Annotated in this window: 1 protein-coding gene, 2 tRNA genes and 3 rRNA genes; all 6 read left to right on the top strand. The window is 53.8% G+C overall.

Going from position 1 to position 6,088, the window contains the following annotated elements:
* The first annotated feature begins 261 nt into the window (after positions 1-261).
* The 6 genes from OB13_RS01775 to rrf all read left to right on the top strand — a co-directional run bounded on the left by OB13_RS01775 (position 262) and on the right by rrf (position 6,034).
* Positions 262-561 (top strand): hypothetical protein, encoded by a 300-nt coding sequence (locus tag OB13_RS01775; RefSeq protein ID WP_461488429.1) that lies wholly within the window; start codon positions 262-264, stop codon positions 559-561.
* Positions 562-801: 240 nt separating this feature from the next.
* Positions 802-2,324 (top strand): 16S ribosomal RNA (locus tag OB13_RS01780).
* 177 nt (positions 2,325-2,501) lie between these two features.
* A tRNA-Ile gene (locus OB13_RS01785) sits at positions 2,502-2,578 on the top strand.
* A 19-nt stretch (positions 2,579-2,597) separates the two neighbouring features.
* Positions 2,598-2,674 (top strand) — tRNA-Ala (locus OB13_RS01790).
* A 219-nt stretch (positions 2,675-2,893) separates the two neighbouring features.
* A 23S ribosomal RNA gene (locus OB13_RS01795) occupies positions 2,894-5,787 on the top strand.
* Positions 5,788-5,922: 135 nt separating this feature from the next.
* Positions 5,923-6,034: ribosomal RNA gene (rrf, locus tag OB13_RS01800) — 5S ribosomal RNA — on the top strand.
* Together the 16S, 23S and 5S rRNA genes with 2 tRNA genes alongside form the textbook arrangement of a ribosomal RNA operon.
* Positions 6,035-6,088: the final 54 nt, after the last annotated feature.

Below are 6,088 nucleotides of genomic sequence, written 5' to 3' on the forward strand. Positions count from 1 at the left end.
AAAAACCCGAAACTATTTTGGAAACTATTCTCCCATCGGATCAGCCGGTTAGGGGAAACCGCTGCTTTCTCCCGGGCCAAGTGGCGGGGGAGGGCTTGCGGAATGCAACGCTTTCACTACCTTTGCACTCCCAACTACAACAGGCGGGGAAATGAAAAGAAGCTCCGGCAGGGGGCTTGGGCAGCTGAAAGCGGCAGCCCGTGTTTTGAAAGAGAAAAAGCTTGAAATTTTTTTCGCCCAACGCTTGCAGGTTCGAAAAGGTTGCTTACCTTTGCAGCCCCTACAGCAGGCAGGGAGCCGGAAGGCAGGCTGGTAACAGCAGCTGATCGAAGAAAAAAAGAAAAAAAACTTGCCTTGGGGTCTTGCAAAAGAAAAGGAAAGTTTGCTACCTTTGCACTCCGCTTCGCAAGGAAGCAAAAAGGCTTCTCGGCTGAACGGGCCGAAGAAAAAAGAAAAAAAAGTTTTGAGCGAGTGCTTGCAGAGAAAGAAAAACTTCTTACCTTTGCACTCCGCAAACGAGAGCAGCTCGCCAGCGGAAACGAGAAAACAACGAGTGATTGAGTAATATGACCTGCGGGTCTGCCCTTCAAACGAGGAGGGCACTAGGCAAAGGAAGTAGTTCTTTGCGGAAGTTCTTTGAGAGATTGTGAGATAGAAAAATAAAAAGACGAATAGGTAAATCCGCGCGGGGCGGGGAGCAATCCCCGGCGCCGCGTCAATTCTAGGAAATAGAGTAAAAGGAAAAGGCCGGGATCGGACAGACACATTGGTTCTAGTAATAGAATCTGAAAAGTACACACTACAATGGAGAGTTTGATCCTGGCTCAGGATGAACGCTAGCGGCAGGCCTAATACATGCAAGTCGAACGAGCCTTGTTCTTTCGGGAACTTGGTTAGTGGCGCACGGGTGCGTAACGCGTATGCAACCTACCTTCCACTGGGGGATAGCCCGGAGAAATCCGGATTAATACCGCATGACACTGTTTGAGGGCATCCGAAGACAGTCAAAGCTGAGGCGGTGGAAGATGGGCATGCGTGCCATTAGCTAGTTGGTAGGGTAATGGCCTACCAAGGCGACGATGGCTAGGGGTTCTGAGAGGATGGTCCCCCACACTGGTACTGAGACACGGACCAGACTCCTACGGGAGGCAGCAGTAGGGAATATTGGGCAATGGCCGAGAGGCTGACCCAGCCATGCCGCGTGCAGGAAGAAGGCCTTCTGGGTTGTAAACTGCTTTTATCAGGGAAGAAAACGCTCCTGCGGGAGTAACTGACGGTACCTGATGAATAAGCACCGGCTAACTCCGTGCCAGCAGCCGCGGTAATACGGAGGGTGCAAGCGTTGTCCGGATTTATTGGGTTTAAAGGGTGCGTAGGCGGCCCGTTAAGTCAGTGGTGAAATCCCAGGGCTCAACCCTGGAACTGCCATTGATACTGGCGGGCTTGAGTTCGGTCGAGGCGGGCGGAACTGGTGGTGTAGCGGTGAAATGCATAGATACCACCAAGAACCCCGATTGCGTAGGCAGCTCGCTAGGCCGAAACTGACGCTGAGGCACGAAAGCGTGGGGAGCGAACAGGATTAGATACCCTGGTAGTCCACGCCGTAAACGATGAGTACTCGATGTTGGCGATACACAGCCAGCGTCCAAGCGAAAGCGTTAAGTACTCCACCTGGGGAGTACGCCCGCAAGGGTGAAACTCAAAGGAATTGACGGGGGCCCGCACAAGCGGTGGAGCATGTGGTTTAATTCGATGATACGCGAGGAACCTTACCTAGGCTAGAATGCGCGTGACAGAAGCAGAGATGCTTCCTTCCTTCGGGACACAAAGCAAGGTGCTGCATGGCTGTCGTCAGCTCGTGCCGTGAGGTGTTGGGTTAAGTCCCGCAACGAGCGCAACCCCTATCTTTAGTTGCCAGCACGTCAAGGTGGGGACTCTAAAGAGACTGCCTCCGCAAGGAGTGAGGAAGGCGGGGACGACGTCAAGTCATCATGGCCCTTACGCCTAGGGCTACACACGTGCTACAATGGCCGGTACAGAGGGTTGCCAACCAGTGATGGTGCGCCAATCTCAAAAAGCCGGTCTCAGTTCGGATCGAAGTCTGCAACTCGACTTCGTGAAGCCGGAATCGCTAGTAATCGCGTATCAGCAACGACGCGGTGAATACGTTCCCGGGCCTTGTACACACCGCCCGTCAAGCCATGGAAGTCAGGGAGACCTGAAGCCGGTGACCGTTACAGGAGCCGTCTAGGGTAAAACTGGTAACTGGGGCTAAGTCGTAACAAGGTAGCCGTACCGGAAGGTGCGGCTGGATCACCTCCTTTCTAGGGCTGATCCCGGCCTTGGACTTTTACGACGCAGCGCCGTAAAACCCGGCGCGGACGCACTTATTGTCGTCTTGTTTTTTCTGTCTCACTTTCCTTCTCAAACTTAACTTTTATGATATACTGAAAAAGCGAGGTGCGGCACACGCGGCGCGTTCCCCGGCTCACAAGCCACGGGGGCTTGTAGCTCAGGTGGTTAGAGCGCTACACTGATAATGTAGAGGTCCGTGGTTCGAGTCCACGCAGGCCCACCACTTGCCTTAGATTACACAAGGGGGATTAGCTCAGCTGGCTAGAGCGCCTGCTTTGCACGCAGGAGGTCAACGGTTCGACTCCGTTATTCTCCACCAAGCTTAACACAACAATACCAAGTAGCGGCAACAGGCCCCTACTACTACCTTAAAGCAATAGAAGACAGCATACGGACGTCTAACGTCTAATGTCTATCGTCTAAAGTCTATAAGAGAAAGTTCTTTGACATGATGGGAGAGAGAAAATAAAGAATTGTAAGACGGTGTTCTTCGGAACACCGGTCAAGCGAGCGGGCCGGGGGTAGTAATACCACCGGCGAGAACGCAAAGAAGGGCGTATGGGGAATGCCTAGGCTCTCAGAGGCGATGAAGGACGCGACAAGCTGCGAAAAGCTGCGGGGACGGGCACATACCGGTCGATCCGCAGGTATCCGAATGGGGCAACCCGGTATATTGAAGATATACCATCCGAAAGGAAGCGAACCCGGAGAACTGAAACATCTAAGTACCCGGAGGAAGAGAAAATAACAATGATTCCGCAAGTAGTGGCGAGCGAACGCGGAAGAGCCCAAACCGTTCCTGTTACGGCAGGGGCGGGGTTGTAGGACCACGCCGTGGGACCAGCAAGTGAAGTGCAAGTGCCTGGGAAGGCACACCGGAGAAGGTGAAAGTCCTGTGCACGTAAGCTTTCTGGCCCTAGTGGGATCCTGAGTAGGGCGGGACCGGAGAAATCCCGCCTGAATCCAGCGGCACCATCCGCTAAGGCTAAATACTCCTGAGAGACCGATAGTGAACCAGTACCGTGAGGGAAAGGTGAAAAGTACCCTGAATAAGGGGGTGAAATAGACCCTGAAACCATACGCCTACAAGCGGTCGGAGCCCTTTTGTGGGGTGACGGCGTGCCTTTTGCATAATGAGCCTACGAGTTACTCCTCTCTGGCAAGGTTAAGATTCTCAAGGATCGGAGCCGCAGCGAAAGCGAGTCTGAATAGGGCGCAGAGTCAGAGGGGGTAGACGCGAAACTTTGTGATCTACCCATGACCAGGATGAAGGTTGGGTAAAACCAACTGGAGGTCCGAACCAGTTTACGTTGAAAAGTATTTGGATGAGTTGTGGGTAGGGGTGAAAGGCCAATCAAACTGAGAAATAGCTCGTACTCCCCGAAATGCCTTTAGGGGCAGCGTCGTGGTGAGTCTTGTGGAGGTAGAGCTACCGATAGGACTAGGGGGAGTCACATCCTACCGAATCCTGACGAACTCCGAATGCCACTAGATATACACGGCAGTGAGGCGCAGGGTGCTAAGGTCCTGCGCCGAGAGGGAAAGAACCCAGACCGCCAGCTAAGGTCCCAAAATTTATGCTAAGTTGAACAAAGGGGGTCCAGTTGCAGAGACAGCCAGGATGTTGGCTTGGAAGCAGCCACTCATTTAAAGAGTGCGTAACAGCTCACTGGTCGAGCGACAGGGCATCGATAATAATCGGGCATCAAGCATAATACCGAAGCTGCGGATAGTAGTCTAACTACTGTGGTAGGGGAGCATTCCCTGCTGCGGCGAAGGCGTCCTGTCAGGGGCGTTGGAGCGCAGGGAAAAGCAAATGTAGGCATAAGTAACGATAATGCGGGCGAGAAACCCGCACACCGAAAGACCCAGGTTTCCTGATCAACGCTAATCGGATCAGGGTTAGTCGGGACCTAAGGCCGAGGCGAAAGCGCAGGCCGATGGACAACTGGTTAATATTCCAGTACCGGCTATGTATAGCGATGCGGTGACGGAGAAGTGAAAGGACCGCGCACTGACGGAATAGTGCGTTGAAGGCCGTAGGTATAAGTTGAGTAGTGAAGTACGCTCGACTTGCTGAAAGCTGATAGTACTCCAAGGCTTCGGCCGCGGAGATAGTGTCCCTAATCCGGCTCCCAAGAAAACCCGCTAAGCGTTTAAATACATAGCAGCCCGTACCGCAAACCGACACAGGTGGTCGAGGAGAGAATCCTAAGGTGCTCGAGTGAATCACGGCCAAGGAACTCGGCAAAATGGCCCTGTAACTTCGGGAGAAGGGGCGCTTCCTCTGGGCAACCAGAGAAGCCGCAGTGAAAAGGCCCAGGCGACTGTTTAACAAAAACACATGGCTTTGCTAAATCGAGAGATGACGTATAAGGCCTGACACCTGCCCGGTGCCGGAAGGTTAAGAGGGGGGGTTAGCCGCAAGGCGAAGCTCTGAATCGAAGCCCCGGTAAACGGCGGCCGTAACTATAACGGTCCTAAGGTAGCGAAATTCCTTGTCGGGTAAGTTCCGACCTGCACGAATGGTGTAACGATCTGGGCGCTGTCTCAGCCGTGAGCTCGGTGAAATTGTAGTCTCGGTGAAGATGCCGAGTACCCGCAACGGGACGGAAAGACCCCATGAACCTTTACTATAGCTTAGCATTGACGCTGGGTAACTCATGTGTAGGATAGGTGGGAGGAGATGAAGCGGCGTCGCCAGGCGTCGTGGATCCGTCCTTGAAATACCACCCTTGAGTTGCTTGGCGCCTAACCTCACAATGTGGGGGACCGTGCTTGGTGGGTAGTTTGACTGGGGTGGTCGCCTCCAAAACAATAACGGAGGCTTTCAAAGGTGCCCTCAGTACGCTTGGTAACCGTACGCAGAGCGCAATAGCAGAAGGGCGCTTGACTGTGAGGCCTACAAGCCGAGCAGGGTCGAAAGACGGATATAGTGATCCGGTGGTTCCGCATGGAAGGGCCATCGCTCAAAGGATAAAAGGTACTCTGGGGATAACAGGCTGATCTCCCCCAAGAGCTCATATCGACGGGGAGGTTTGGCACCTCGATGTCGGCTCGTCACGTCCTGGGGCTGGAGAAGGTCCCAAGGGTTCGGCTGTTCGCCGATTAAAGTGGCACGCGAGCTGGGTTCAGAACGTCGTGAGACAGTTCGGTCCCTATCTGTTGTGGGCGTTGGAGATTTGAGGGGTTCTGACCTTAGTACGAGAGGACCGGGTTGGACGAGCCTCTGGTGGACCTGTTGTGGCGCCAGCTGCAGCGCAGGGTAGCTACGCTCGGATGGGATAAGCGCTGAAAGCATCTAAGTGCGAAACCCACCCCAAGATGAGATCTCCCTTAAGGGCCGTCAGAGACGATGACGTGGATAGGTGGCAGGTGTAGAGCTAGAAATAGCACAGCCGAGCCATACTAATTGCCCGAGTGTGTTCTCACCAGCCGCAATGCTAACCGGCTAAGAACCGGCCCGCGCCTTGACACTTTTTTCCCTGTTTTTTCTCTCCCAACTAGTCAACTTATACAAAAGAGCTTTTAACAGCCATTCTGCCTGACCAAAGACCAGGTAAAGATAATGGCGGCTATGGCGCCGGTGTTCACCTCTTCCCATCCCGAACAGAGAAGTTAAGCCCGGCTGCGCCGATGGTACTGGGGTCACACCCGGGAGAGTAGGTGGCCGCCAACCCCTTAAACCAGCACCCCTTCCGTTCCCCAACGGCAAGGGGTGTTGCCGTTTATA

Source organism: Pontibacter sp. HJ8, assembly GCF_054824225.1.